17 protein-coding genes are annotated in these 25,432 nt (G+C 62.2%); 14 read left to right on the top strand and 3 right to left on the bottom strand.

Features of this window, described 5'->3' with window-relative positions:
- Position 1: 1 nt before the first annotated feature.
- A complete protein-coding gene (gene argS, locus DXT77_RS24650) occupies positions 2 to 1,738 on the bottom strand; it encodes an arginine--tRNA ligase (protein WP_119429539.1) in 1,737 nt (578 codons plus the stop codon).
- A gap of 142 nt (positions 1,739 to 1,880) precedes the next feature.
- On the bottom strand, positions 1,881 to 4,100 hold the full coding sequence (locus DXT77_RS24645) for a primosomal protein N' (RefSeq protein ID WP_119429538.1): 2,220 nt from the start codon (positions 4,098 to 4,100) through the stop codon (positions 1,881 to 1,883).
- A 169-nt stretch (positions 4,101 to 4,269) separates the two neighbouring features.
- Between DXT77_RS24645 and rpmE the strand changes: the two genes are divergently transcribed.
- The 3 genes from rpmE (at position 4,270) to DXT77_RS24630 (ending at position 6,765) form a co-directional block, all read left to right on the top strand.
- Positions 4,270 to 4,488 (top strand): 50S ribosomal protein L31, encoded by a 219-nt coding sequence (gene rpmE, locus DXT77_RS24640; protein ID WP_007952398.1) that lies wholly within the window; start codon positions 4,270 to 4,272, stop codon positions 4,486 to 4,488.
- A 41-nt stretch (positions 4,489 to 4,529) separates the two neighbouring features.
- Complete coding sequence (locus DXT77_RS24635) at positions 4,530 to 5,312, top strand: thermonuclease family protein (RefSeq protein ID WP_119429537.1); 783 nt, start codon at positions 4,530 to 4,532, stop codon at positions 5,310 to 5,312.
- 184 nt (positions 5,313 to 5,496) lie between these two features.
- On the top strand, positions 5,497 to 6,765 hold the full coding sequence (locus DXT77_RS24630) for a malic enzyme-like NAD(P)-binding protein (protein WP_085711053.1): 1,269 nt from the start codon (positions 5,497 to 5,499) through the stop codon (positions 6,763 to 6,765).
- A gap of 163 nt (positions 6,766 to 6,928) precedes the next feature.
- Here the strand turns inward: DXT77_RS24630 and DXT77_RS24625 are convergent, their stop codons facing one another.
- Complete coding sequence (locus DXT77_RS24625; protein ID WP_119429536.1) at positions 6,929 to 9,376, bottom strand: penicillin-binding protein 1A; 2,448 nt, start codon at positions 9,374 to 9,376, stop codon at positions 6,929 to 6,931.
- Between the two features lie 216 nt (positions 9,377 to 9,592).
- On the opposite strand from DXT77_RS24625, the gene DXT77_RS24620 reads away from it, so the two are divergent.
- The 11 genes from DXT77_RS24620 (at position 9,593) to hemE (ending at position 25,400) form a co-directional block, all read left to right on the top strand.
- A complete protein-coding gene (locus DXT77_RS24620; protein WP_119429535.1) occupies positions 9,593 to 10,657 on the top strand; it encodes a pilus assembly protein PilM in 1,065 nt (354 codons plus the stop codon).
- Entirely contained in the window at positions 10,657 to 11,223 is a 567-nt protein-coding gene (locus DXT77_RS24615; protein WP_119429534.1) for a PilN domain-containing protein, read from the top strand. The genes DXT77_RS24620 and DXT77_RS24615 overlap by 1 nt, the downstream gene beginning before the upstream one ends.
- The gene (pilO, locus tag DXT77_RS24610) at positions 11,220 to 11,843 is read left to right on the top strand and encodes a type 4a pilus biogenesis protein PilO (protein ID WP_119429533.1); all 624 of its coding nucleotides are present in this window, start codon (positions 11,220 to 11,222) and stop codon (positions 11,841 to 11,843) included. Before DXT77_RS24615 ends, pilO begins: the two co-directional genes overlap by 4 nt.
- Entirely contained in the window at positions 11,840 to 12,364 is a 525-nt protein-coding gene (locus DXT77_RS24605) for a pilus assembly protein PilP (protein ID WP_119429532.1), read from the top strand. The genes pilO and DXT77_RS24605 overlap by 4 nt, the downstream gene beginning before the upstream one ends.
- A gap of 13 nt (positions 12,365 to 12,377) precedes the next feature.
- Positions 12,378 to 14,456: a type IV pilus secretin PilQ gene (pilQ, locus tag DXT77_RS24600; RefSeq protein WP_119429531.1), complete on the top strand. Its 2,079-nt coding sequence runs from the start codon at positions 12,378 to 12,380 to the stop codon at positions 14,454 to 14,456.
- 4 nt (positions 14,457 to 14,460) lie between these two features.
- Positions 14,461 to 14,979 carry a shikimate kinase AroK gene (gene aroK / locus DXT77_RS24595; RefSeq protein WP_011332081.1) on the top strand — a complete coding sequence of 173 codons (519 nt, stop codon included), beginning with the start codon at positions 14,461 to 14,463 and terminating at the stop codon, positions 14,977 to 14,979.
- A gap of 142 nt (positions 14,980 to 15,121) precedes the next feature.
- A complete protein-coding gene (gene aroB / locus DXT77_RS24590; RefSeq protein WP_119429530.1) occupies positions 15,122 to 16,222 on the top strand; it encodes a 3-dehydroquinate synthase in 1,101 nt (366 codons plus the stop codon).
- 10 nt (positions 16,223 to 16,232) lie between these two features.
- Positions 16,233 to 17,831: an AAA family ATPase gene (locus tag DXT77_RS24585; protein WP_114881134.1), complete on the top strand. Its 1,599-nt coding sequence runs from the start codon at positions 16,233 to 16,235 to the stop codon at positions 17,829 to 17,831.
- 350 nt (positions 17,832 to 18,181) lie between these two features.
- Positions 18,182 to 22,627, top strand: a complete 4,446-nt coding sequence (gltB, locus tag DXT77_RS24575; RefSeq protein ID WP_119429529.1) for a glutamate synthase large subunit — start codon at positions 18,182 to 18,184, stop codon at positions 22,625 to 22,627.
- Positions 22,628 to 22,660: 33 nt separating this feature from the next.
- Positions 22,661 to 24,079: an FAD-dependent oxidoreductase gene (locus DXT77_RS24570; protein ID WP_119429528.1), complete on the top strand. Its 1,419-nt coding sequence runs from the start codon at positions 22,661 to 22,663 to the stop codon at positions 24,077 to 24,079.
- A gap of 253 nt (positions 24,080 to 24,332) precedes the next feature.
- A complete protein-coding gene (hemE, locus tag DXT77_RS24560) occupies positions 24,333 to 25,400 on the top strand; it encodes a uroporphyrinogen decarboxylase (RefSeq protein WP_007968321.1) in 1,068 nt (355 codons plus the stop codon).
- Positions 25,401 to 25,432 lie beyond the last annotated feature (32 nt).

Raw genomic sequence — 25,432 nt, 5'->3', positions numbered from 1 at the left:
CTTACATACGCTCCAGGGTTTCCAGGCCGAGCAGTTCCAGGCCTTGCTTGAGGGTACGGCCGGTCAGCGCGGCAAGGCGCAGACGGCTCTGCATTTGTGCCGGGGTGTCGGCGGCGAGGATCGGGCAGTTCTCGTAGAAGCTGGAGAACAGGCCGGCCACGTCGTACAGGTAGGTGCACAGAGTGTGTGGCGTGCCCTTTTCCGCGACGTTGTTCAGCACTTCACCGAACTGCGCCAGTTTCGCCGCCAGTTCCTGTTCGTGCGCCGCTTCGAGGACGATCTGGCCGTCGACTTCGCTGAAATCCTTGCCCAGTTTGCGGAATACGCCGGCCACGCGAGTGTAGGCGTACAGCAGGTATGGCGCGGTGTTGCCTTCGAAGTTGAGCATCTGGTCGAAGTTGAAGCTGTAGTCGCTGGTGCGGTGCTTCGACAGGTCGGCGTATTTCACCGCGCCGATGCCCACAACCTTGGCGATGCTGCGCAGTTCGTCGTCGGCCAGTGTCGGGTTTTTCTCTTTTACCAATGCGTAGGCACGTTCCTGCGCTTCCGTCAGCAGATCGATCAGCTTCACGGTGCCGCCGTCACGGGTCTTGAACGGACGGCCGTCGGCGCCGTTCATGGTGCCGAAGCCCATGTGCTCCATTTCCATCGGATGGGTCACGAAACCGGCCTTGCGCGCCACGGCGAACACTTGCTGGAAGTGCAGGGCCTGACGCTGGTCGACGAAGTACAGCGCGCGGTCGGCCTTCAGTTTGCCGCTGCGGTAGCGCACGGCGGCCAGGTCGGTGGTGGCGTACAGGTAGCCGCCGTCAGCCTTGACGATGATCACCGGCAGCGGCTCGCCTTCGGCGTTCTTGAACTCGTCGAGGAACACGCACTGGGCGCCATTGCTTTCGACCAGCATGCCGGCGGCTTTCAGGTCGTTGACCACGTTGATCAGGTCATCGTTGTAGGCGCTTTCGCCCATCACGTCGGCCATGGTCAGTTTGACGTTGAGCAGTTCGTAGATCTTCTGGCAGTGCGACAGCGAGATGTCCTTGAACCTGGTCCACAGCGCGAGGCATTCGGCATCGCCGGCCTGCAGCTTGACCACCAGACCACGGGCCCGGTCGGCGAATTCCGGGGACTCGTCGAAGCGCTGCTTGGCGGCGCGGTAGAAGTTTTCCAGGTCCGACAGTTCGTCGCTGGTGATCGGGTTTTCCTGCAGGTATGCCATCAGCATGCCGAACTGGGTACCCCAGTCGCCGACGTGGTTCTGACGGATCACGGTATCGCCGAGGAATTCGAGCACACGGGCCACGCCGTCGCCGATGATGGTCGAGCGCAAGTGGCCGACGTGCATCTCTTTGGCCAGGTTCGGCGCCGACAGGTCGACCACCGTGCGTTGCGCCGGGCCGGCCTTGCGCACACCAACGTGAGCGTCGGCCAGGGCGGCGTCGAGGCGCGAGGCCAGCGCCTGGGTGTTCTGGAAGAAATTGATGAAGCCTGGGCCGGCGATTTCGGCCTTGGTGACGTTCTCGTCAGCCGGCAGGGCGGCGATGATTTTTTCTGCCAGGTCACGCGGCTTCATGCCCGCAGGCTTGGCCAGCATCATGGCGATGTTGCTGGCGAAATCGCCGTGGGTCTTGTCCCGGGCGTTTTCCACCTGGATCGCCGGCGTCAGGCCTTCAGGCAACACACCTTCGTTGACGAGTTGGGTGAGGGCTTGTTGGATCAGCTGGCGAATGGTGTCTTTCATGGTCTTCTCTTTCGACCGCAAGCGCGGCGGCGCATCGATGCGCGGGTGGAAAAACTGGGCATTATCCGTTGCGAAGACGGGCTTGCCAACCTTAGCAGGCAGGATGTGGATGTGTGGTGACAATTCGAGCGGTTTTGCCCGGTCAGTAGAGATCCACCGGATCGACATCCAGCGACCAGCGCACCGCCCGGCCGCTCGGCATCTGCTCCAGCGCCAGCAGCCAGCTCGCCAGCAACCGGTGCAGCGGCGCCCGGGCCGTGGCCTGCAAGAGTAGTTGCGCACGGAAGCGTCCAGCCCGGCGTTCCATCGGTGCCGGCACCGGCCCCAGCAGTTCGATGCCGCTCAGGTTCTGTTCGGCCAGCAAACGCTCGGCCTCGCTGCACGCTTCATCAAGAAAACCTTCGGCCTGCCCCGGTTTGTGCGCTTCGGCGCGCAGCAGCGCCAGATGGGCGAATGGCGGCAAGCCGGCGGCGCGGCGTTCGCTCAGGGCCTGCTCGGCGAAGGCGAAGTAACCCTGCTCGGTCAGTTGCACCAATAAAGGATGGTCGGCCAAGTGGGTCTGGATGATCACCTTGCCCGGTTCTTCTGCCCGCCCGGCGCGCCCGGCAACCTGCACGATCAGCTGCGCCATGCGCTCGCTGGCGCGGAAGTCGCCGGAGAACAGTCCGCCGTCGGCATCGAGGATCGACACCAGGGTGACGCGGGGGAAGTGGTGACCCTTGGCCAACATCTGGGTGCCGACCAGAATGCACGGCTGGCCTTTCTGAATGGTGGCGAACAACTGATTCATCGCGTCCTTGCGCGAGGTGCTGTCGCGATCGACGCGCAGTACCGGATAGTCCGGGAACAGAATCGCCAGCCGTTCCTCGGCCCGTTCGGTGCCAGCGCCCACCGGCCGCAGGTCGACCTTGTTGCACTTCGGGCACTGGCGCGGCACGCGCTCGACGTAACCGCAGTGGTGGCAGCGCAACTCGCCATAGCGCTGGTGCACGGTCATCCGCGCATCGCAGCGCTGGCACTCGGACATCCAGCCGCAGTCGTGGCACAGCAGGGTCGGGGCAAACCCCCGGCGGTTGAGGAACACCAGTACCTGCTGGCCGGCGGCGAGGGTCTGGCCGATGGCTTGCTGCATCGGTCCGGAAATGCCGCTGTCCAGTGGACGGCTTTTCACATCCAGACGCAGGAACCGTGGCTGTTTGGCGCCGCCGGCCCGTTCGTTCAGGCGCAGGAGTCCGTAGCGGCCGCTGTAGGCGTTGTGCAGGCTTTCCAGTGATGGCGTCGCGGAGCCGAGCACGATCGGGATGTTTTCCTGCCGTGCGCGCACCAGTGCCAGATCCCGCGCGTGGTAGCGCAGGCCTTCCTGCTGTTTATAGGAGCCGTCGTGTTCTTCGTCGATGATGATCAGCCCCGGATTTTTCATCGGGGTGAACAGCGCCGAGCGGGTGCCGATAATAATGTCGGCTTCGCCATCCCGGGCAGCGAGCCAGGCATCGAGGCGATCGCGGTCGTTGACGGCCGAGTGCAGCAGGGCGATGCGCGCGTTGAAGCGTTGTTCGAAGCGGGCGAGGGTCTGCGGGCCGAGGTTGATCTCCGGGATCAGCACCAGTGCCTGCTTGCCGGCTTCGAGGGTTTCGCGGATCAGCTGCAAATAGACTTCGGTCTTGCCGCTGCCGGTGACACCGGCCAGCAGGAACGCGTGATAACTGTCGAACCCGGCGCGAATCGCTTCGTATGCGGCGCGTTGCTCGCTGTTGAGCGGCAGCTCGGGCTGGGCCAGCCAGTGTTCGTGGCGCGCGCCGGGAGCGTGGCGGCGCACTTCGACCTGCACCAGATCCTTGGCCAGCAGCAGATCGAGGCTGTCCTTGCTCAGCATCAGTTTGCTCAGCAACTGATGGGCGACGCCGTGAGGGTGCTGGGCCAGCGTTGCCAGGGCTTCACGCTGGCGCGGGGCGCGGGCGATGCGCGGGTCATCGAGGCTGGCGCCGGGGGCGGCGGACCAGAAGCGTTCCTGTCGCGCTTCGGCCAGTTCACCCTGACGCAGCAGCACCGGCAGTGCCCAGCTCAGGGTGTCGCCGAGGCTGTGCTGATAATACTGGGCGGTCCACAGGCACAGCTTGAACAGCGCGGGCGGCAGCGGTGCGGTGGCGTCGAGCAGGGCCAGCGCCGGTTTGAGCTTCTCCACCGGTACTTCGCTGGTGTCAGTGACTTCCACCAGAATCCCGATCATCTCCCGTCGACCGAACGGCACCCGCAGGCGCATGCCCGGCTGCAACTGCGAACGCAGCACGCCGGCCGGGGCCCGATAGTCGAACAGGCGGCGCAGGGGCGAAGGCAGGGCGAGGCGCAGAATGGCGTCGGGCACGCGGGGGGATCTCAATGGACGGGTGGGTAAAGAAGGGCCGGAGCCTAGCAGACGGTCGGTCTCAGTGACAGCTTGCGTGATCGGGATTGTCTGGTAGAATCCGCGGCCTAATTACGTGCGGTATTCAACAATCGTGTTGGATGGCGGCACGCCAGCTGAGGAAAACACCATGAAAGCCGATATCCACCCGAATTACCCAGAAGTTGCAGTAACTTGCAGCTGCGGCAACAAGTTCGAAACCCGTTCGACCTTCGGCAAAGCCCTGGCGATCGACGTTTGCAACGAGTGCCACCCGTTCTACACCGGTAAGCAGAAGACTCTGGACACCGGTGGTCGCGTTCAGAAGTTCGCCGACCGTTTCGGTGCTTTCGGCGCGAAAAAGGCCTAAGGCCCCTCATTCTGGAAAACCTCAGCGGCTTTTCCGGTCTGATGAAAAAGGCGTCCCTTGTGGGCGCCTTTTTTGTGCCCGCGATTTGGCTGTCCAGCGCCCAGGCCTTCTGCCCGACGCCCTCGGGGCTGTCGAGCGTGGTGGTGCAGCGGGTCATCGATGGCGACACGGTGCGCCTGAGTGACGGCCGCAGCGTACGCCTGATCGGCCTCAACACGCCTGAGCTGGGCAAGCAGGGGCGCAGCGACGAGCCGTTTGCCGTGGCGGCGCGCAAACGCCTGGAAACCTTGGTGGCCGACAGTGGCGGTCGGGTCGGTTTGCGCCTTGGTGCGCAAGAAAAAGACCATTACGGGCGTACGCTCGCCCACCTCTACAGCGTCAGCGGCGCCAGCCTTGAAGCGCAAATGCTCGCCGATGGCCTTGGATTCCAGGTCGCGGTGGCGCCGAATGTCGATCTTGTCGATTGCCAGCAGGCCGCCGAGCGCAGCGCACGTCAGGCCGGGCTTGGCCTGTGGAAGCGCTCGCCTGTACTGAAAGCGGAGCAGATCGAACGCTCGGGTTTCGCCATCGTCAGCGGGCGTGTGAGCAAGGTTCAGCGCAATCGTGGCGGAATCTGGATCGAGTTGCAGGACAAGCTTGTACTGCGCGTTGCACCCAATCTGCTGGAGCGCTTCGCTGGCAGCTCCCTGCAAGCGCTGAAGGGCAAGCAGATCGAGGCCCGGGGCTGGGTGGTCGATCGTTCACGACGGGGTGGGTTGAAACCCGGTCAGGCTCGCTGGCTGTTGCCGCTGACCGACCCTTCGATGTTGCAATCGTCCCGCTGAAGAAAAAGTTGTAGACATTTTTTCTGTCGATTGTGAACAGTCTAGCCCTTGTGCGCCGTGGCTCTTGGCCCAAAGTCGTAGGGCAGGGCGCTTGACAGGGGTGACCGGGCAGTCTTGTGGGGACTTTGCGAGGCGCGTATCCTCGCTGACCAGTCTGTCCAACAGTAAAAAGCGGAATGCCAAAATGTCTGATCTGAAAACTGCCGCTCTCGAATATCACGCCAATCCTCGTCCAGGAAAGCTGAGTGTCGAGCTCACCAAGGCCACTGCTACCGCCCGCGACCTGTCGCTGGCCTACAGCCCCGGCGTAGCTGAACCAGTGCGCGAGATCGCCCGCGATCCTGAACTGGCCTACAAGTACACCGGCAAGGGCAACCTGGTTGCAGTCATTTCCGATGGCACCGCGATTCTGGGCCTGGGTAACCTCGGCCCACTGGCTTCCAAGCCAGTGATGGAAGGTAAAGGCGTGCTGTTCAAGCGCTTCGCCGGTATCGACGTCTTCGACATCGAAGTCGACTCCGAAAGCCCGCAAGCCTTCATCGACACCGTAAAACGCATTTCCATCACCTTCGGTGGCATCAACCTGGAAGACATCAAGGCGCCTGAGTGCTTTGAGATCGAACGCGCTCTGATCGAGCAGTGCGACATTCCGGTATTCCACGATGACCAGCACGGCACCGCGATCGTGACCGCTGCGGGCATGATCAACGCCCTGGAAATCGCTGGCAAAACCCTCGGCGAAGCCAAGATCGTCTGCCTGGGCGCCGGCGCTGCCGCCATCTCCTGCATGAAGCTGCTGGTGAGCATGGGCGCCAAGGTCGAGAACATCTTCATGATCGACCGTACCGGCGTGATCCATGCTGGCCGTGACGACCTGAACCAGTACAAGGCTGTGTTCGCTCACGCTACCGAGAAGCGCACCCTGGACGACGCCATCGAAGGCGCTGACGTATTCGTCGGCCTGTCGGGCCCGAACCTGCTGAGCGCCGAGCAACTCAAGCGCATGGCGGCCAACCCGATCGTCTTCGCCTGCTCCAACCCGGATCCGGAAATCTCTCCGGAACTGGCGCACGCCACCCGCAACGACGTGATCATGGCCACCGGCCGTTCGGACTACCCGAACCAGGTCAACAACGTGCTGGGCTTCCCGTTCATCTTCCGCGGTGCCCTGGACGTTCGCGCCAAGCGCATCAACGAAGAAATGAAGATCGCTGCCGCCAACGCCCTGCGCGAACTGGCCAAGCTGCCGGTTCCTCAGGAAGTCTGCGACGCCTACGGCGGTATCTCCCTGGAATTCGGTCGTGAGTACATCATTCCGAAGCCAATGGACAAGCGCCTGATCACCGTGATATCCGACGCCGTGGCCAAGGCTGCGATCGAGACCGGCGTAGCGACCCTGCCGTATCCGAAGAACTACCCGCTGAAAAGCGTGGATGATGTGTTCAACGGCTAAGTCGTTGTAGCGCTTCAAGCGAAAGCCCCGGCTCGTGAGAGTCGGGGTTTTTTTTGTGCCTGAGGGTTTTGTATCGAGTCTGGCCGGTTCATCCACCACAATTCTGAAGGCAATAAAAAGCCCCGCACTTCTCACGAAGGCGGGGCTTTTTGGCAGGTCAGGATCAGAACAAATCGATCGGCGCCTGTTCATCCGCCGGCAGCGGGCTGCCCGGCGCGGTGCCGTTGCCGATCTCGTTGACCGACGGTGGCGTGTCTTCGGCCTTGAACAGTTCGAAGTAGGCGCCTGGTGTGCTCGGCGAAGCCGCGCGGCCACTGACCGGGTCTACCCGCAGGCTGAGGATGCCTTCCGGCTCGGCCTGTACATGCGGCGGCTTGTCCTTGAGCGCGGCGCTCATGTAGTTCATCCAGATCGGCAGCGCCACGGTGCCGCCGAACTCCCGGCGACCGAGGCTTTCAGGCTGGTCGAAACCGGTCCAGACCGTGGTCACGTAATCGGCGTTGTAACCGGAGAACCACGCATCCTTGGATTCGTTGGTGGTACCGGTTTTGCCCGCGATATCGCTGCGGCCCATGGCCAGTGCGCGACGACCGGTGCCGAGCTTGATCACGTCCTGCAACATGCTGTTGAGGATGTAGGTGGTGCGGCCATCGACGATGCGCTCGGCGACTGCCGGAGCCTGTGGCATTGCGGCGCTGCCCGGTGCTTCACCCGGAACCGGTGCCGCGTCGACGGTGATCGGTTGGGTCGCCGGTGCCGCGATGCCGTCGGTGGCTGCGCCGCCTTGTGGCACGGTCGGCGGGTTGGCGACGAACAGCGTGTCGCCATTGCGGCTTTCGATCTTGTCGATGATGTACGGGGTGATCTTGTAACCACCGTTGGCGAAAGTGCTCCAGCCGGTGGCGATTTCCATCGGGGTCAGGGTCGCGGTGCCCAGCGCCAGGGACAGATTTGGCGGCAGGTCCTGCTTGTTGAAGCCGAAGCGGGTGATGTAGTCGATGGTCTTGCCTACGCCCATCGCCTGCAGCAGGCGGATCGAAACCAGGTTGCGCGACTTGTACAGCGCTTCGCGCAGGCGGATCGGGCCGAGGAAGGTGTTGGTGTCGTTCTTCGGACGCCAGACCTTGTCCAGGTACTCGTCGACGAACACGATCGGCGCGTCGTTGACCAGCGTGGCGGCGGTGTAGCCGTTATCCAGCGCGGCACTGTAGACGAATGGCTTGAAGCTCGAACCCGGCTGACGCTTGGCCTGCATGGCACGGTTGTAGTTGCTCTGCTCGAAGGCGAAGCCGCCGACCAGCGAACGGATTGCGCCGTTCTGCGGATCCAGCGACACCAGCGCGCCCTGGGCCTGCGGAATCTGGCTGAACTTCAGCGAATTGTTCGGCTGGCGCTGTACGCGCACCAGATCTCCGACCTGCGCGACATCCGATGGCTGACGCGGCGCGGCGCCCATGCTGTTGGTATTGAGGAACGGACGGGCCCATTTCATGGTGTCCCACGCCACATGCTCTTCACCGGTACGGGTCAGCACTTGCAGGCCATTCTTGTCGACCTGGGTGACGATGGCCGGTTCGAGGCTGCTGATGGTGCGTTGCTTGGTCAGCTCGACGGCCCAGGCTTCGCGGGTCTTGCCCGGCAGGCGTGATTCAGGACCACGGTAACCGTGACGCTGGTCGTAGGTCATCAGGCCTTCGTGCAGCGCGGTGTTGGCCATTTCCTGCAGGTTGCTCGGCACCGTGGTGGTGACGCGGAAACCTTCGGTATAGGCGTCGCTGCCATAGCGGCCGACCATTTCGGCGCGGGCCATCTCGGCGATGTACGGCGCGTTCACTTCCGGGGTCGGCACGTGGTAGCTGGCGTTCAGCGGCTCGTTGATGGCAGCGGTGTAGTCGGCTTCGGTGATCTTGCCGAGCTTGTACATGCGCCCGAGGATCCAGTCGCGACGCTCCTTGCTGCGCGCCGGGTTGGCCAGCGGGTTGAAGCGCGACGGGGCCTTCGGCAGGCCGGCGATCATCGCCATCTGCGCCAGGCTGACCTCGCGGATCGACTTGCCGTAATACACCTGCGCCGCCGCCTCGATGCCGTAGGCGCGGTTGCCCAGATAAATCTTGTTCACGTACAGCTCAAGGATCTCGTCCTTGGTCAGCTGACGCTCGATCTGCAGGGCCAGGAGGATTTCCGTGGTCTTGCGCGAGAAGCTGCGTTCGCTGGTCAGGAAGAAGTTCTTCGCCACCTGCATGGTGATGGTGCTGCCGCCGGACTGGATGTGCCCGCTCTTGACCAGTTGGGTCGCGGCACGCATCAGGCTGCTCGGATCGACGCCATAGTGATTGGCGAAGTTGTCGTCTTCAGCACTTAGTAACGCATTGATGAAATTGGGGGGAATATCGGCGAAACGGATCGGAGTACGGCGCATTTCGCCAAATTCTGCGATCAACTTGTTGTCGCTGCTGTACACCCGGAGCGGAATCTGCAACTGAATGCTTCTCAGCGCCTCCACAGATGGCAAACCCGGACTAAGGTAAAGAAACGCGCCGCTGAGAACTAAAAGCAGTCCGCAGAAAACGGCGACGATGGACCAACCGAAGAATTTCAGCAGACGAATCAAGGCTTTTGGACATCCAGGGCAAAGAATGAATTGGGCGACAGGGTTCCGGGAACACACAGAACGGCCCGCGCCGGCAGTAAAAAGCGGAAAAAATCGCTGGGCATTATAAGCACTTTTCCGCTGGGGGCGTCATTTGCGCTTCTGTCAAGACGGGGCGAGGGAACGCAATGCGCATTACAGAGTCCGTAACTCACGGAAAGTCATAGGGAATTGGTAGTGCTAGGACTCTTCAATAAAAAGACCAATACGTTGCTGGGGATCGATATCAGCTCCACTTCGGTGAAGCTGCTGGAGCTGAGCCGTCAGGGCGAGCGCTACCGGGTCGAGGCGTACGCGGTGGAGCCGTTGCCGGCCAACGCCGTGGTCGAGAAGAACATCGCCGAACTCGAAGGCGTCGGGCATGCCCTGTCCCGGGTGCTGGTCAAGGCGCGCACCGGGCTCAAGAGCGTGGCGGTGGCGGTGGCCGGCTCGGCGGTGATCACCAAGCTCATCGAAATGGACGCCGGGCTGTCCGACGACGAGCTGGAAAACCAGCTCAAGATCGAAGCCGACCAATACATCCCTTACCCGCTGGACGAGGTCGCCATCGACTTCGAGGTCCAGGGCGTTTCGCCGCGCAACCCCGAGCGGGTCAACGTGCTGCTGGCGGCCTGCCGCAAGGAAAACGTCGAAGTCCGTGAGGCGGCGCTGGCCCTTGCCGGCCTGACGGCGCGGGTGGTGGATGTCGAGGCCTATGCGCTGGAGCGCTCGTTCGGCCTGCTGGCCACGCAACTGGCGGCCTCGCAGGAGCGCCTGACCGTTGCGGTGGTCGACATCGGCGCGACCATGACCACCCTCAGCGTCCTGCACAACGGGCGGATCATCTACACCCGGGAGCAACTGTTCGGCGGGCGCCAGCTGACCGAGGAAATCCAGCGCCGCTATGGCCTGACCCTCGAGCAGGCCGGGCTGGCCAAGAAACAGGGCGGTCTGCCGGACGATTATGTCGGCGAGGTCCTGCAGCCGTTTCGCGAGGCGCTGGTGCAACAGGTGTCGCGTTCCCTGCAGTTCTTCTTTGCTTCCGGCCAGTACAACGCAGTCGATCACATTCTGCTGGCCGGCGGCACGGCGTCAGTGCCCGGCCTGGACCGGCTGATCGAAGAGCGACTCGGCACCCCGACCCAGGTCGCCAATCCGTTTTCCGACATGGCCTTGAGCAGCAAGGTCAACGCCGGGGCGCTGGCCAGTGATGCGCCGGCCCTGATGATTGCCTGCGGGCTCGCGCTCAGGAGTTTTGACTGATGGCGCGGATCAACCTTCTCCCCTGGCGCGAGGAGCGCCGCGAAGAGCGGCGCAAACGGTTTCTGCTGACCCTGACCGGCGTGGTGGTCGGTTCGGTCGGCGCGGTGTTCATTGCCGATCAGATATTCAGCATGGCCATCGAGCATCAGCAGGCGCGTAACGATTACATCGGCAAGCAGATCGCCGTGGTCGATGAGCGGATCAAGCAGATCAGCGAACTCAAGGCGCGGCGCCAGCAACTGGTGGAGCGCATGCGCATCATCCAGGATCTGCAAGGCAACCGGCAGGTCAGCGGGCGGATCTTCGATCAACTGGCACGCACGCTGCCCGACGGCGTCTATTTCACCAGCGTGAAGATGGTCGGCAAGACCCTGTCGATCAGCGGTGCGGCGGAATCGAACAACCGGGTCTCCGACCTGATGCGCAATCTTGAGGCGTCCGACTGGTTCGACGCGCCGACCCTGAACGAGGTCAAGGCAACCACGGCGGGGCAACTGGATCAGGCCAACGTGTTTCAGTTGACTGTTCATCAGACCCGGCCGAAAAGCCTGGAGGACGACCAATGAAACCGTCCGAATGGCTGGCCAGCCTGCGCAATATCGACTTCAACGATCTGGATACCAGCAACATCGGCTCCTGGCCGCCGGCCGTGAAAGGCCTGGCCGGGGCGTTGCTGATGATTCTGGTGCTGGCCCTGGGCTACAACTTTTTCGTCAGTGACATGGAAAGCGAGCTCGAAACCAAACGCACGGAAGAAGCCACGCTCAAGGAGCAGTTCTCCAGCAAGGCGCGCATGGCGGCCAATCTGGAGCTGTACACCCAGCAGATGAAGGAGATGGAGAACTCGTTCGGTGTACTGTTGCGGCAATTGCCCAGCGACACCGAAGTGCCGGGATTGCTGGAGGACATCACGCGCACCGGTCTGGGCAGCGGTCTTGAGTTCGAAGAGATCAAGCTGTTGCCGGAGGTGACGCAACAGTTCTACATAGAATTGCCGATCCAGATCACCGTCACGGGCGCCTATCACGACCTCGCCACCTTCGTCAGCGGCGTGGCCGGGTTGCCGCGGATCGTCACGCTGCATGACTTCGAGCTGGCGCCGGCCAACCCGGAAGGCGGGACCAAGTTGCGCATGAGCATCCTCGCCAAGACGTACCGCTACAACGACAAGGGGCTGCAAAAATGAGCCCGATCCGTTTTCTTCTGTTGTCGGCATTGATGCTGGGGCTGAGCGGTTGCGGCGGCAACGACTTCAGCGATCTCGACGCCTACATGAACGAAGTGCGTCTGCGGCCGCCGGGCAAGATCGAGCCAACGCCGACCTTTCGCTCCTACCCGACATTCACCTACAGCGCCGCGAACCTGCGCAGTCCGTTCTCGCGTCAGGTACGGGTCGATCTGGCCGGGCAGCAGCACGGCTCGCGCAACGTCAAGCCGGACCCGAACCGGGTCAAGCAATACCTCGAAGGTTTCAACATCGAGCAGTTCGAGATGGTCGGCACGATTTCCAATGCCTCCGGTTCGTTTGCGCTGCTGCGCGGGGCGGGCGGGGTGCATCGGCTTAAAGTCGGCGATTACCTGGGGCGCAACGACGGACGCATCGTCGCGATCAGCGCCTCCCAGGTCGATGTGGTCGAAATCGTTCCCGATGGCGAAGGCGCCTGGCTGGAGCGGCCGCGCACCATTCCTTTGAAAGAGCACTCATAGTGGAAGTCGAACAATGAACAGGATTTTCTCCACCCTCGGTTTTTCGCTATGGATAGCGCTGCTTTCACCGATGGTTCACGCGGCCAACCTGAAGACGCTGGACGTGGCCGCGCTGCCGGGTGATCGCGTCGAGCTGAAACTGGCGTTCGACGGCCCGCCGCCGCAGCCCAAGGGTTACACCACCGATTCGCCGGCGCGGATCGCCCTCGACCTGCCGGGAGTGGCCAGCCAGCTCGCGACCAAGACCCGCGACCTCGGTAGCGGCAATGCGCGCTCTGCCACGGTGGTCGAGGCCAATGACCGTACCCGGTTGATCATCAACCTCACGCAACTGGCGCCGTATGACGCCCGGGTCGAGGGCAACACGCTGTTCGTGGTGGTCGGGCAGGGCACCAAGGCCTCCGCGCAGCGACCTGCCGCGAAGACACCACGTGCCACGCCAGTGGCAGCGCCGGCGCGGACTTACGCACCCGTCGCCAGGGCCATCCGTGGCGTTGACTTCCAGCGCGGCACGGCGGGTGAGGGCAATGTGGTCATCGATCTGTCAGACCCGACCATCGCGCCGGACATTCAGGAGCACGACGGCAAGATCATCCTCAATTTCGCCCGCACCCAGTTGCCCGAGCCGTTGCGGGTGCGTCTCGACGTCAAGGATTTCGCCACCCCGGTGCAGTTCGTCAATGCTGGCGTGAGCGGGGATCGGGCGACCATCACCGTCGAGCCCGGCGGTACGTTCGACTATTCCACCTACCAGACCGACAACAAACTGACGGTGAGCATCCGTCCGTTGACCATCGACGACCTGCAAAAGCGCAACGCCGACCGCAACAGCTACAGCGGTGAAAAGCTTTCGTTGAATTTCCAGGACATCGACGTGCGCTCGGTGCTGCAACTGATCGCGGACTTCACCAACCTCAATCTGGTCGCCAGCGACACGGTGCAGGGCGGGATCACTTTGCGCCTGCAGAACGTACCGTGGGATCAGGCACTGGATCTGGTGCTCAAGACCAAAGGTCTGGACAAGCGCAAGGTCGGCAACGTGTTGCTGGTGGCGCCGGCGGATGAAATCGCCGCCCGCGAACGGCAGGAACTGGAGTCGCAGAAGCAGATCGCCGAGCTGGCGCCACTGCGTCGTGAACTGCTGCAAGTGAACTACGCCAAGGCGGCAGACATTGCCAAGCTGTTCCAGTCGGTCACCAGCGCCGAGGCCAAGGTCGATGAACGCGGCTCGATCACCGTCGATGAGCGCACCAACAACATCATCGCCTACCAGACCCAGGATCGCCTCGACGAGCTGCGGCGGATCGTGGCGCAGCTGGATATCCCGGTGCGTCAGGTGATGATCGAGGCGCGGATCGTCGAGGCCAACGTCGATTACGACAAGAGCCTGGGTGTGCGCTGGGGCGGGTCGATCCAGAACAAGGGCAACTGGAACACTTCCGGGGTCAGCAATGGTTCGTCGACCACCATCGGCACGCCGGGCAGCACCAGTACCAACTCGCCGTTCGTCGACATGGGCACGGTCAACAATACGTCCGGGATCGGTATCGCGTTCATCACCGACAACGTCTTGCTCGACCTTGAGCTGACGGCGATGGAGAAGACCGGCAACGGCGAAATCGTTTCGCAACCCAAGGTGGTCACCTCCGACAAGGAGACCGCGAAAATCCTCAAGGGCACCGAGATTCCGTATCAGGAAGCCAGCTCCAGCGGCGCTACGTCGGTGTCGTTCAAGGAGGCCTCGCTGTCGCTGGAGGTCACGCCGCAAATCACCCCGGACAATCGCATCATCATGGAGGTCAAGGTCACCAAGGACGAACCGGACTACCTGAACAAAGTGCAGGACGTGCCGCCGATCAAGAAAAACGAGGTCAACGCCAAGGTGCTGGTAAACGACGGCGAGACCATCGTGATTGGCGGGGTTTTCTCAAATACTCAAAGCAAGGTCGTAGATAAGGTGCCATTTCTTGGCGATGTACCGTATCTTGGCCGCCTTTTCCGGCGTGATGTGGTTTCGGAGAAAAAATCCGAGCTGTTGGTATTCCTCACTCCGCGTATCATGAATAACCAGGCGATTGCTGTGAGTCGTTGATTCTGTGCGAAATTTGATTCTTGTAGGACCGATGGGGGCTGGAAAAAGCACCATCGGCCGATTACTGGCCAAAGAGCTGCGCCTGCCGTTCAAGGATTCCGACAAGGAAATTGAACTGCGTACGGGCGCCAATATCCCGTGGATCTTCGACAAGGAAGGCGAGCCCGGTTTTCGTGATCGTGAGCAGGCGATGATCGCCGAGCTGTGCGCGTTCGACGGCGTGGTGCTGGCGACGGGCGGCGGCGCGGTGATGCGCGATGCCAACCGCAAGGCCCTGCACGAGGGCGGGCGGGTGGTGTATCTGCACGCCTCCGTCGAACAGCAGGTCGGCCGCACCTCCCGCGACCGCAATCGCCCGCTGCTGCGCACGGCCAATCCCGAGAAAACCCTGCGCGACCTGCTGGCGATCCGCGATCCGCTTTATCGGGAAATTGCCGATCTGGTGGTGGAAACCGACGAGCGGCCGCCACGCATGGTGGTGCTCGACATTCTTGACCGTCTGGCGCAACTTCCACCCCGTTAAAGCGCCGCCCGAAATGCGCTATCCTCGGCGTCCTGTCGAGGGTTGTGGCGGATCGCACGCAAGCGGCGTCACACCTCTCAAGACCGGGGACATCCGATAATTCAAGGCAGGACGCCTGCTTCCATCTTCACTGTGGGGACACATGCAGACACTCAAGGTCGATCTAGGCGAGCGCAGCTACCCGATTCATATTGGCGAAGGACTGTTGGATCAGCCTGAATTGCTGGCTCCGCACATCCATGGGCGGCAAGTGGCAATCATCTCCAACGAGACCGTTGCGCCGCTCTATCTCGAGCGTCTGACCCGCAGTCTGTCGCAGTTCTCGGTGGTTTCCGTGGTGCTGCCGGACGGCGAAGCCTTCAAGAACTGGGAAACCCTGCAACTGATCTTCGACGGCCTGCTGACCGCCCGTCATGACCGTCGCACCACGGTGATCGCCCTCGGTGGCGGTGTGATCGGCGACATGGCCGGTTTTGCAGCCGCCTGCTACCAGCGTGGCGTCGATTTCATCCAGATTCCTACCACGTTGCTGTCCCAGGTCGATTCGTCGGTGGGCGGCAAGACTGGCATCAACCATCCGTTGGGCAAGAACATGGTCGGCGCCTTCTATCAGCCGAACGTGGTGCTGATCGATACGGCGTCCCTGAAAACCCTGCCAGCGCGCGAGCTGTCCGCAGGCCTGGCGGAAGTCATCAAGTACGGCCTGATCTGCGACGAGCCGTTCCTGACCTGGCTCGAAGACAACGTCGATGCCCTGCGTGCGCTGGACCAGAAAGCCCTGACCTATGCCATCGAGCGCTCCTGCGCCGCCAAGGCGGCGGTGGTCGGCGCCGATGAGAAGGAAACCGGTGTACGCGCCACGCTCAATCTCGGCCACACCTTCGGCCACGCCATCGAAACCCACATGGGCTATGGTGTCTGGTTGCACGGTGAAGCGGTCGCTGCTGGCACGGTAATGGCGATGGAAATGTCCGCGCGCCTCGGCTGGATCAGCGAGCAGGAGCGTGATCGCGGCATTCGTCTGTTCCAGCGTGCCGGCTTGCCGGTGGTTCCGCCGGAAGAGATGACCGAAGCCGATTTTCTCGAACACATGGCAATTGACAAAAAAGTGATCGACGGTCGTCTGCGCCTGGTGCTGCTGCGCCGGATGGGCGAAGCGGTAGTGACCGACGATTATCCGAAAGAGGTTCTACAGGCCACGCTGGGAGCGGATTACCGCGCTCTGGCTCAGCTTAAAGGTTAATAAGATTCCGATGACTAGTTTGCATGCCGACGAGGCGTTCCTCGGCCATTTCCAGTTAAGTCATGACCCTTTCGCTCCACGGGTCCCGGGCTTCAAATTCTTCCCGGCCCAGCGCAAACCGGTGCTGGGTCAACTGCATCACCTGGCGCGTTACAGCCAGTTGCTGCTGGTGGTCACCGGCCCTCAGGGCAGCGGCAAGACTTTGCTGCGCCAGGCGTTGGTGGCGAGCACCAACAAGCAGTCGGTTCAGAGTGTTGTCGTTTCGGCCCGTGGCGCCGGCGATGCAGCCGGCGTGCTGCGTCAGGTCGCTCAGGCGCTGAATGTGGCCCAGGCCGAAGTCGGGGCGATCCTCGATCAGGTGGTGCAACTGGCGCTGACCGGCCAGGAAGTCTATCTGCTGGTGGATGACGCCGAGCAGCTCGACGAATCCGCCCTCGAAGCCCTGATGGCTTTGGGTGCCGGTGCACCGGAAGGCCGTCCGCATGTGTTCCTGTTCGGTGAGTCGTCGCTGATCGCTCAGCTCGAGGCACTGCACCTCGAAGAAGAGCGCTTCCACGTCATCGAATTGCAGCCGTATACCGAAGAAGAAACCCGCGAGTATCTCGACCAGCGGCTCGAAGGCGCCGGCCGTGGTGTCGAACTTTTCACCGCGGATCAGATCTCTGATATTCACGAAAGCTCCGAGGGTTGGCCCGGTAACATCAACCAGGTCGCCCGCGATGCACTGATCGAAGTCATGATTGCCAGCCGCTCTGCGGTGAAGCGTCCAAGTATGGGGTTCAACATGCCGAAGAAACACGTATTGGCGATTTCCGCCGTCGTCGTGGTGGCGGTCGCTGCCGCCTGGCTGATGCCCGGTCGCAACAAGGCGCCGACCACCGGCGCGCCGGCCAATGAACAGGCTCAGTTGCCATTGGGCCAGGGTGGTGCGCCGAACGTGGAGTTCGCCGGTAACACCCAGCCGATGCCGTTGCCGCTGGTCGGCAATTCGCAACCGGTCATGCGCAAGCCGTTGGCCGAAGCGGCCGGCGGGATCACCGAAGGTGACGACGGCGTACCGCTGGAAGGCTCGAGCAATACACCGCCGACCGTGACCACCACCGCGCCACCGGCCGGCGTGCCTGCCGGTCCTGCGCCGACTCCGGTTCCGGTCCCAGCGGCCAAACCGACGCCGGCACCGACCCAGGTTGCCACGGCCAAGCCAGCGCCTGCTCCGGCTGCGCCAGTCGCCAAGCCAGCCCCGGCGCCTGCCAAGCCTGTCGCTGCGGCCAAACCGGCCGAGAAAGCCGCCGAGAAGCCGGTCACCGTCGCCAAGGCTGCCGGTGGCAGCTGGTACGCCGGTCAAGCCCCGGGCAACTACGTGGTGCAGATCCTCGGCACAAGCTCCGAAGCCGCTGCGCAAAGCTTCGTCAAGGAGCAGGGCGGCGAGTACCGCTATTTCAAGAAAGTCCTCAACGGCAAGCCGCTCTACGTGATCACCTATGGCAGCTTTGCCAATCGTGATGCGGCCGTTTCTGCCATCAAGGCCTTGCCAGCGAAGGTTCAGGCTGGTAAACCTTGGCCTCGCACTGTCGCCAGCGTCCAACAGGAACTGGCAACAACTCGCTGAAGATTCGGCGGCCTTACCCAGGCCGCCTCTCCAAGCACCTCAAAATTTCTACAAGTGCGCGCCGCCCCTACGGGCCGCGTGCCTTGTGGTGTCTGCGTCACAGTAGTCTTTGAGTCGTTGCGGTCAGAATTAAAAAAGTTTTGACTAGCACAGCAGATCGCTTTAAACCTTTCACAAATGCGACATGGATTTGCGACATTTCGTCGTCAAATTTGTGAGCGTCTGTGTCGCTGTGTACAATGACCACCCTTTTGCCCCCGCAAAGCCGGCGTACGTTCGGCGCGAGATGCAAGTGGTTGAATTGAAAAGAAATTTGCCTCGAAAAGAGGCAGCCTGGTGAGAAAGTGTCTATGAAAGCAGGTCTGTACCAACCAGATGAATTCAAGGATAACTGCGGTTTCGGCCTGATAGCCCATATGCAGGGCGAACCCAGTCATACCCTATTGCAAACGGCCATCGAGGCCCTGACCTGCATGACCCACCGCGGTGGGATTAATGCCGACGGCAAGACCGGTGACGGTTGCGGTCTGCTGATTCAAAAACCCGACGCCTTCCTGCGCGCCATTGCCCAGGAAACCTTCAGCGTCGAGCTGCCCAAGCAATATGCCGTGGGCATGGTCTTCTTTAACCAGGATCCGGCCAAGGCCGAAGCCGCTCGCGAGAACATGAACCGCGAGATCCTGGCCGAAGGCCTGCAACTGATCGGCTGGCGCAAAGTGCCGATCGACACCAGCGTCCTCGGCCGCCTCGCCCTTGAGCGCCTGCCGCAGATCGAGCAGGTCTACATCGGTGGCGAAGGCCTGAGCGATCAGGACATGGCGGTCAAGTTGTTCAGTGCCCGTCGTCGTTCGTCCGTGGCCAACGCCGCCGACACCGACCACTACATCTGCAGCTTTTCCCACAAGACCATCATCTATAAAGGCCTGATGATGCCGGCCGACCTGGCCGCGTTCTATCCGGACCTGGGTGATCAGCGCCTGCAAACCGCGATCTGCGTGTTCCACCAGCGCTTCTCCACCAACACCCTGCCGAAATGGCCGCTGGCTCAGCCATTCCGCTTCCTCGCCCACAACGGCGAGATCAACACCATCACCGGCAACCGCAACTGGGCCCAGGCCCGTCGCACCAAGTTCACCAACGATCTGATGGATCTGGAAGAACTCGGTCCGCTGGTGAACCGTGTCGGTTCCGACTCTTCGAGCATGGACAACATGCTCGAACTGATGGTCACCGGCGGCATCGACCTGTTCCGTGGCGTGCGGATGATCATTCCGCCAGCGTGGCAGAACGTCGAAACCATGGACCCGGATCTGCGTGCGTTCTACGAGTACAACTCGATGCACATGGAGCCGTGGGACGGCCCGGCCGGCGTGGTGATGACCGACGGTCGCTACGCGGTGTGCCTGCTCGACCGTAACGGTCTGCGCCCGGCGCGCTGGGTCACCACCACCAACGGTTTCATCACCGTCGCCTCGGAAATCGGCGTCTGGAACTACCAGCCGCAGGACGTGATCGCCAAGGGCCGTGTCGGTCCTGGCCAGATACTCGCCGTGGACACCGAAACCGGTCAGATCCTCGACACCGATGCGATCGACAACCGCCTGAAATCCCGTCATCCGTACAAGCAATGGCTGCGCAAGAATGCTCTGCGCATCCAGGCGACCATGGAAGACAACGATCACGGTTCGGCTTTCTACGACGTCGATCAGCTCAAGCAATACATGAAGATGTATCAGGTCACGTTCGAAGAGCGCGATCAGGTACTGCGTCCGCTCGGTGAACAAGGCTACGAAGCCGTCGGCTCGATGGGCGACGACACGCCGATGGCCGTGCTGTCCCAGCGCGTGCGCACGCCGTACGACTATTTCCGCCAGCAGTTCGCGCAGGTGACCAACCCGCCGATCGACCCGCTGCGTGAAGCGATCGTGATGTCGCTGGAAATCTGCCTCGGTGCCGAGCGCAACATCTTCCAGGAATCGCCGGAACACGCGTCGCGCGTGATCCTCAGCTCGCCGGTCATTTCCCCGGCCAAGTGGCGTTCGCTGATGAACCTCGACCGCCCGGGTTTCGAGCGGCAGATCATCGACCTCAACTACGACGAAAGCGTCGGCCTCGAAGCGGCGATCCGCAACGTCGCCGATCAGGCTGAAGAAGCCGTGCGTGCCGGTCGTACCCAGATCGTCCTGAGCGACCGCCATATCGCGCCGGGCAAACTGCCGATCCACGCCTCGATGGCCACCGGTGCGGTGCACCATCGCCTGACCGAAAAAGGCCTGCGCTGCGACTCCAACATTCTGGTGGAAACCGCGACTGCCCGCGATCCGCATCACTTCGCGGTGCTGATCGGCTTCGGTGCGTCGGCGGTCTATCCGTTCCTCGCGTACGAAGTGCTGGGCGACCTGATCCGTACCGGTGAAGTCCTGGGCGACCTCTACGAGGTGTTCAAGAACTACCGCAAAGGCATCACCAAAGGCCTGCTGAAGATCCTGTCGAAGATGGGCATCTCGACCATCGCGTCCTATCGCGGTGCTCAGCTGTTCGAAGCCATCGGTCTGTCCGAAGAAGTCTGCAACCTGAGCTTCCGTGGCGTGCCGAGCCGCATCAAGGGTGCGCGTTTCGTCGACATCGAAGCCGAGCAGAAAGCACTGGCCACCGAAGCCTGGAGTCCGCGCAAGCCGATCCAGCAGGGCGGTCTGCTGAAGTTCGTCCACGGTGGCGAATACCACGCGTACAACCCGGACGTGGTCAACACCCTGCAAGCCGCTGTGCAGCAGGGCGACTACGCCAAATTCAAGGAATACACCTCGCTGGTGGACAACCGCCCGGTGTCGATGATCCGTGACCTGTTCAAGGTCAAGACCCTCGACACGCCGCTGGACATCAGTGAAGTCGAACCGCTGGAATCGGTGCTCAAGCGCTTCGACTCCGCCGGTATCTCGCTGGGCGCCCTGTCGCCGGAAGCTCACGAAGCCCTGGCCGAAGCCATGAACCGCCTCGGTGCGCGTTCCAACTCCGGCGAAGGCGGCGAAGACCCGGCACGCTACGGCACCATCAAGAGCTCGAAAATCAAGCAGGTTGCGACCGGTCGTTTCGGCGTGACCCCGGAATACCTGGTCAACGCCGAAGTGCTGCAGATCAAGGTCGCCCAGGGCGCCAAGCCGGGCGAGGGCGGGCAACTGCCGGGCGGTAAAGTGAACGGGCTGATCGCCAAACTGCGTTACGCAGTGCCGGGCGTGACCCTGATTTCGCCACCGCCGCACCACGACATCTATTCGATCGAAGACTTGTCGCAGTTGATCTTCGACCTGAAACAGGTCAACCCGAAGGCGCTGGTTTCGGTGAAGCTTGTGGCTGAAGCGGGCGTCGGCACCATCGCCGCCGGTGTGGCCAAGGCCTATGCGGACTTGATCACCATCTCCGGCTACGACGGTGGCACCGGTGCTTCGCCGCTGACCTCGATCAAATACGCCGGTGCACCGTGGGAACTCGGCCTGGCCGAAACCCACCAGACCCTGCGCGGCAACGACCTGCGCGGCAAGGTTCGGGTGCAGACCGACGGCGGCCTGAAAACCGGCCTCGACGTGATCAAGGCGGCCATCCTCGGCGCCGAAAGCTTCGGCTTCGGCACTGCACCGATGATCGCGCTGGGCTGCAAATACCTGCGCATCTGCCACCTGAACAACTGCGCCACCGGCGTCGCGACTCAGAACGAGAAGCTGCGCAAGGATCACTACATCGGCACCGTCGACATGGTGGTGAACTTCTTCACCTACGTCGCCGAAGAAACCCGTGAGTGGCTGGCCAAGCTCGGCGTGCGTTCCCTCGAAGAGCTGATCGGCCGCACCGATCTGCTGGAAATCCTCGAAGGCCAGACCGCCAAGCAGCATCACCTGGATCTGACCCCGCTGCTGGGCAGCGATCACATCCCGGCGGACAAGCCGCAATTCTGTGGCGTCGAGCGCAACCCGCCATTCGACCAGGGCCTGCTGGCCGAGAAAATGGTCGAGATGGCGACATCGGCGATCAACGACCTCAGCGGTGCCGAGTTCGAACTGGACATCTGCAACTGCGACCGTTCGATCGGCGCGCGGATCTCCGGCGAAATCGCCCGCAAGCACGGCAATCAGGGCATGGCCAAGGCGCCCGTCACCTTCCGCTTCAAGGGCACGGCGGGTCAGAGCTTCGGCGTGTGGAACGCCGGCGGTCTGAACCTGTACCTGGAAGGCGACGCCAACGACTACGTCGGCAAAGGCATGACCGGCGGCAAACTGGTTATCGTGCCGCCGAAGGGCAGCGCTTATCAGACTCAGAACAGCGCCATCATCGGCAACACCTGCCTGTACGGCGCCACTGGCGGCAAGCTGTTCGCCGCCGGCACCGCAGGCGAGCGTTTCGCCGTGCGCAACTCCGGTGCCCACACGGTTGTGGAAGGCACTGGCGATCACTGCTGCGAGTACATGACCGGTGGTTTCGTCTGCGTTCTTGGCAAGACCGGTTACAACTTCGGCTCTGGCATGACCGGCGGTTTCGCCTACGTGCTCGACCAGGACAACACCTTCGTTGACCGGGTCAACCACGAACTGGTGGAAATCCAGCGGATCAGCGGCGAGGCGATGGAAGCCTATCGCAGCCACCTGCAGAACGTGCTGAACGAGTACGTCGCGGAAACCGACAGCGAGTGGGGTCGTGAACTCGCCGAGAACCTCGATGACTACTTGCGTCGTTTCTGGCTGGTCAAGCCGAAGGCTGCCAACCTGAAGTCGTTGCTTTCCAGCACCCGTGCCAACCCGCAGTGATATGCGCCTGAAGAGTTTGATGAGGTTTTAACAATGGCTGAACGTCTGAATAACGACTTCCAGTTCATCGACGTCGGGCGCAAAGATCCGAAGAAGAAACTGTTGCGTCAACGCAAGAAAGAGTTCGTGGAAATCTACGAACCGTTCAAACCCCAGCAGTCGGTTGACCAGGCCCACCGCTGCCTGGGTTGCGGCAACCCGTATTGCGAATGGAAGTGCCCGGTGCACAACTTCATTCCGAACTGGCTGAAACTGGTGGCCGAGGGCAACATCCTTCAGGCCGCCGAGCTGTCGCACCAGACCAACACCCTGCCGGAAGTCTGCGGCCGGGTGTGCCCGCAGGATCGTCTGTGCGAGGGTGCCTGCACCCTCAACGACGGCTTCGGCGCGGTGACCATCGGTTCGGTCGAGAAGTACATCACCGACACCGCGTTCGCCATGGGCTGGCGCCCGGACATGTCCAAGGTCAAACCGACCGGCAAGCGTGTCGCGATCATCGGCGCAGGCCCGGCGGGTCTCGGTTGTGCCGACGTGCTGGTGCGTGGCGGCGTGACTCCGGTGGTGTTCGACAAGAACCCGGAAATCGGCGGTCTGCTGACCTTCGGCATCCCCGAGTTCAAGCTCGAGAAGACCGTGCTGAGCAATCGCCGCGAAGTCTTTACCGGCATGGGCATCGAGTTCCGCCTCAACACCGAGGTCGGCAAGGACGTGACCATGGAGCAACTGCTCGCCGAATACGATGCCGTGTTCATGGGCATGGGCACCTACACCTACATGAAGGGTGGTTTTGCCGGTGAGGATCTGCCGGGCGTTTATGACGCGCTGGACTTCCTGATCGCCAACGTCAATCGCAACCTGGGCTTTGAAAAGTCGCCCGAAGATTTCGTCGACATGAAAGGCAAGAAGGTCGTGGTGCTGGGCGGCGGCGACACGGCGATGGACTGCAACCGTACCTCGATCCGCCAGGGCGCCAAGTCGGTGACCTGCGCTTATCGTCGTGACGAAGCGAACATGCCCGGCTCGCGCAAAGAGGTGAAGAACGCCAAGGAAGAAGGCGTGAAGTTCCTCTACAACCGCCAGCCGATCGCCATCGTTGGTGAAGACAAGGTCGAAGGCGTGAAGGTGGTCGAGACCCGCCTCGGCGAGCCGGACGCCCGTGGCCGTCGCAGCCCCGAGCCGATCCCGGGCTCCGAAGAGATCATCCCGGCCGACGCCGTGGTCATCGCATTCGGTTTCCGCCCGAGCCCGGCGCCGTGGTTCGAGCAGTTCGAGATCCAGACCGACAGCCAGGGCCGCGTCGTTGCGCCTGAGCAAGGTCAGTACAAGCACCAGACCAGCAACCCGAAAATCTTCGCCGGTGGCGACATGGTGCGCGGTTCCGACCTGGTGGTGACGGCGATCTTCGAAGGCCGCAATGCGGCTGAAGGGATCCTGGATTACCTGGGCGTCTAAACCCGGATCCTGAACCAAACGCTGTAACCCTGTGGGAGCGAGCCTGCTCGCGATAGCGGTGAATCAGTCACCAGATGTATTGGCTGACACTCTGCGATCGCGAGCAGGCTCGCTCCCACAGTTGTTTCTCGGTGTTGCTGATAGCGCATTTCCAGCGCGACAAATTGACCCGATAGACAAAAGGCTGACCTGCATCCGTGCCTTTTGCGTCGCGCTCTGAGAAAATGCCCGCACTTTTTTTCCGGATGCCGACATGACTGCCCTGAAGAACGACCGTTTCCTCCGCGCCCTGCTCAAGCAACCCGTAGACGTCACCCCTGTGTGGATGATGCGCCAGGCCGGCCGCTACCTGCCGGAATACCGCGCCAGCCGCGCCCAGGCCGGTGATTTCATGAGCCTGTGCATGAATCCGGAATTCGCCTGCGAAGTCACGCTGCAACCCCTCGACCGCTATCCACAACTGGACGCGGCGATCCTGTTCTCCGACATCCTCACCATTCCCGATGCCATGGGCCAGGGCCTGTACTTCGAGACCGGTGAAGGTCCGCGCTTCAAGAAAGTCGTCAGCACCCTGGCCGACATCGAAGCCCTGCCGATCCCGGATCCACACAAAGACCTCGGCTACGTGATGGACGCGGTCAGCACCATCCGCCGCGAACTGAACGGCCGTGTGCCGCTGATCGGTTTCTCCGGCAGCCCGTGGACCCTCGCCACCTACATGGTTGAAGGCGGCTCGTCGAAAGACTTCCGCAAGACCAAGGCGATGCTCTACGACAACCCGCAAGCCATGCACCTGTTGCTGGACAAACTGGCGCAGTCGGTGACTTCGTACCTGAACGGCCAGATCCAGGCCGGTGCGCAAGCGGTGCAGATCTTCGATACCTGGGGCGGCAACCTGTCGGCGGCGGCGTATCAGGAATTCTCCCTGGCCTACATGAAGAAAATCGTCAGCGGCCTGATCCGCGAGCACGACGGTCGCAAAGTGCCGGTGATCCTCTTCACCAAGAACGGCGGCCTGTGGCTGGAAAGCATCGCCGAGGCGGGTGCCGACGCACTGGGCCTGGACTGGACCTGCGACATCGGCAACGCCCGCGCCCGCGTTGGCGACAAGGTTGCGCTGCAAGGCAACATGGACCCGACCGTGCTCTACGCCAAGCCGGAAGCGATCCGCACTGAAGTGGGCCGCATCCTCGCCAGCTACGGCAAAGGCAGTGGTCACGTGTTCAACCTCGGCCACGGCATCACGCCGGAAGTCGATCCGGAACACGCAGGTGCGTTCCTGCGTGCGGTGCACGAGTTGTCGGCGCAGTATCACGAGTGATCATGTTTCAATAAAAAAACGCCCGGCTTATG

This window comes from Pseudomonas sp. 91RF, from assembly GCF_003576265.1.
GTDB classification, from domain to species: domain Bacteria; phylum Pseudomonadota; class Gammaproteobacteria; order Pseudomonadales; family Pseudomonadaceae; genus Aquipseudomonas; species Aquipseudomonas kribbensis.
Note: the sequence above shows the minus strand (reverse complement) of the source record. Positions and strands in the feature narration are given on the sequence as shown.

Bases quoted from the DNA above. Each gene is read 5' to 3' on its own strand.
- argS (WP_119429539.1), bottom strand. From the start codon at position 1,738: ATGAAAGACACCATTCGCCAGCTGATCCAACAAGCCCTCACCCAACTC.
- rpmE (WP_007952398.1), top strand. From the start codon at position 4,270: ATGAAAGCCGATATCCACCCGAATTACCCAGAAGTTGCAGTAACTTGC.
- DXT77_RS24635 (WP_119429537.1), top strand. From the start codon at position 4,530: ATGAAAAAGGCGTCCCTTGTGGGCGCCTTTTTTGTGCCCGCGATTTGG.
- DXT77_RS24630 (WP_085711053.1), top strand. From the start codon at position 5,497: ATGTCTGATCTGAAAACTGCCGCTCTCGAATATCACGCCAATCCTCGT.
- DXT77_RS24615 (WP_119429534.1), top strand. From the start codon at position 10,657: ATGGCGCGGATCAACCTTCTCCCCTGGCGCGAGGAGCGCCGCGAAGAG.
- pilO (WP_119429533.1), top strand. From the start codon at position 11,220: ATGAAACCGTCCGAATGGCTGGCCAGCCTGCGCAATATCGACTTCAAC.
- DXT77_RS24605 (WP_119429532.1), top strand. From the start codon at position 11,840: ATGAGCCCGATCCGTTTTCTTCTGTTGTCGGCATTGATGCTGGGGCTG.
- pilQ (WP_119429531.1), top strand. From the start codon at position 12,378: ATGAACAGGATTTTCTCCACCCTCGGTTTTTCGCTATGGATAGCGCTG.
- aroB (WP_119429530.1), top strand. From the start codon at position 15,122: ATGCAGACACTCAAGGTCGATCTAGGCGAGCGCAGCTACCCGATTCAT.
- DXT77_RS24585 (WP_114881134.1), top strand. From the start codon at position 16,233: ATGACTAGTTTGCATGCCGACGAGGCGTTCCTCGGCCATTTCCAGTTA.
- gltB (WP_119429529.1), top strand. From the start codon at position 18,182: ATGAAAGCAGGTCTGTACCAACCAGATGAATTCAAGGATAACTGCGGT.
- DXT77_RS24570 (WP_119429528.1), top strand. From the start codon at position 22,661: ATGGCTGAACGTCTGAATAACGACTTCCAGTTCATCGACGTCGGGCGC.
- hemE (WP_007968321.1), top strand. From the start codon at position 24,333: ATGACTGCCCTGAAGAACGACCGTTTCCTCCGCGCCCTGCTCAAGCAA.